Annotated in this window: 3 protein-coding genes; 2 read left to right on the top strand and 1 reads right to left on the bottom strand. The window is 70.1% G+C overall.

What is annotated here, in order from left to right; genetic code table 11:
* Positions 1-308: cytochrome b/b6 domain-containing protein (locus tag AC1DU6_RS30645; protein ID WP_477861859.1), on the top strand; the 308-nt coding region annotated here is incomplete at its 5' end.
* On the opposite strand, the gene AC1DU6_RS30640 is transcribed toward AC1DU6_RS30645, so the two are convergent.
* Positions 232-873 (bottom strand): c-type cytochrome, encoded by a 642-nt coding sequence (locus tag AC1DU6_RS30640; RefSeq protein ID WP_477861858.1) that lies wholly within the window; start codon positions 871-873, stop codon positions 232-234. The two genes, AC1DU6_RS30645 and AC1DU6_RS30640, sit on opposite strands and share 77 nt — an antisense overlap.
* A gap of 91 nt (positions 874-964) precedes the next feature.
* On the opposite strand from AC1DU6_RS30640, the gene AC1DU6_RS30635 reads away from it, so the two are divergent.
* The gene (locus AC1DU6_RS30635) at positions 965-1,306 is read left to right on the top strand and encodes a c-type cytochrome (protein ID WP_457321461.1); all 342 of its coding nucleotides are present in this window, start codon (positions 965-967) and stop codon (positions 1,304-1,306) included.
* Positions 1,307-1,561 lie beyond the last annotated feature (255 nt).

The following is a 1,561-nucleotide window of genomic DNA, read 5'->3' as shown; positions in this document are numbered from 1 at the left end:
GGTCCACACTGCCCAGTGACCTGCCGCTGTCGATCGCTGGTGTGATCCCCTTCCCCAACCTGCCTTTCGACCAGTTGTCCGAGGGCCTGCAGCAGCGCCTGATGGAGTGGGCCGCGACGGCGCATGCCTGGATCGTCTGGATCACGGCGCTGGCCATTCCCGGCCACGCCGGGGCGGCCGTGCTGCATTACGTGATCAAGCGCGACCGCGTGCTGCCCTCGATGTTCGACCTCAACGGGCCGCAGGCGCCGGGCGTGGTGGGATCCGCGCCAGATAAAGGCTCAGCTGATGAACCTCCTCGGGCTTGAGCCGCTGGGCCGCAGTCAGCATCTCATGATTGCCGTCATTGCGGCGCTTCGACACTTGCCAGTCCTGCAGCTGCTGGGCGAGGTAGAAGGCCGGCTGGGCGTTCAGCGGCGGCCCCTTCGCGCTGCCGATCCCTTCAGCGCCGTGGCATTGCTGGCAGGCCGCGGCGTACAGCGCCGGGGTCGTCGCGGCGATGGCTTCGGCGGTGGCGGGCGGCAAGGCCTTGGGCGGCAGGCCGGCGTAGTAGTGGGCCACCCGCACGCGTTCGGCGCTGTCGAGAAAGCGCGCCACGTCGCGCATGACCTCGTGCGCCCGCAGCCCTGCCGCGTAATCCTCCATCTGCTTTTGCAGGTAGCCCGCCGGCAGGCCGGCCAGGCGAGGTGCKTCGAAACCATTGCCCTCGCCGCGCGCGCCGTGGCAGCTCACGCAGGCGTAGCGCGCGCCGCCTTCGCCGCCGCTCATCGCGATCAGCTCACCGCCGCGGCCGAAGCGGTCGTCGCTCGGGCTCATGCGATCGGTGCAGGCGGTGGCCAGCAGCGTGAGGATGAGAAGGGACAGGTGGCGCATGGCGGGTGAATCATCGTCCCTGGCAAAGGAAGCGCCGAGCAAGTCCCAGCGATGCGCTGCGCGCGAGGGACTTGTTCGGCGCTTCCTATTCGTGCTCGCCTGTGCCTGCCTCGCCGCCTGCGATGGCCCGCCCGACCGCACGCCGACCCTGGGCGACGCGGACGCCGCACGGGGCCGGCAGCTCGTGGCCGACAAGGGCTGCGTGGCCTGCCACACCTTCCCCGACGTGAAATGGCCGCGTGGAGGGCTCGGGCCGTCGCTCGAGAACTTCGGCAGGCAAGGCCTGATCGCAGGGCAGCTGCCGAACCAGCCCGGCTTGTTGATGCAGTTCGTTCGCAACGCACCGTCGATGGTGCCCGGCACGGCCATGCCGGCCATTCCCATGTCCGACCAGGAAGCTCGCGATGTCACCGCCTACCTCCTCACGCTATAGGGCCTGTCATCCTATGAATCCCCCCCGCGTGGCACCCCACAGAGCCTGCAATCTAGGCGCAAGCCGCAGCCGGGGTGGGGCCCCGGCGAGGATTTGCAACGACGAGTGCAGGCTCTGTGGGGCGCCACCCGAAGGGCCGGGGCTGCAAGGGGCGCCCCGCGTCGTTGCGAACCTAGGTCGGGGAAGGGCCCCGACCGTCGGCTCGCGCCTAGCGCTGCACCCCTTGCAGCCCCGGCCCTTCGGGTGGCGCCCCAC

Source organism: Roseateles sp. P5_B10 (assembly GCF_056400485.1).
The sequence above is the reverse complement of the archived record's forward strand: the minus strand, read 5'-3'. Positions and strand labels throughout refer to the sequence as shown.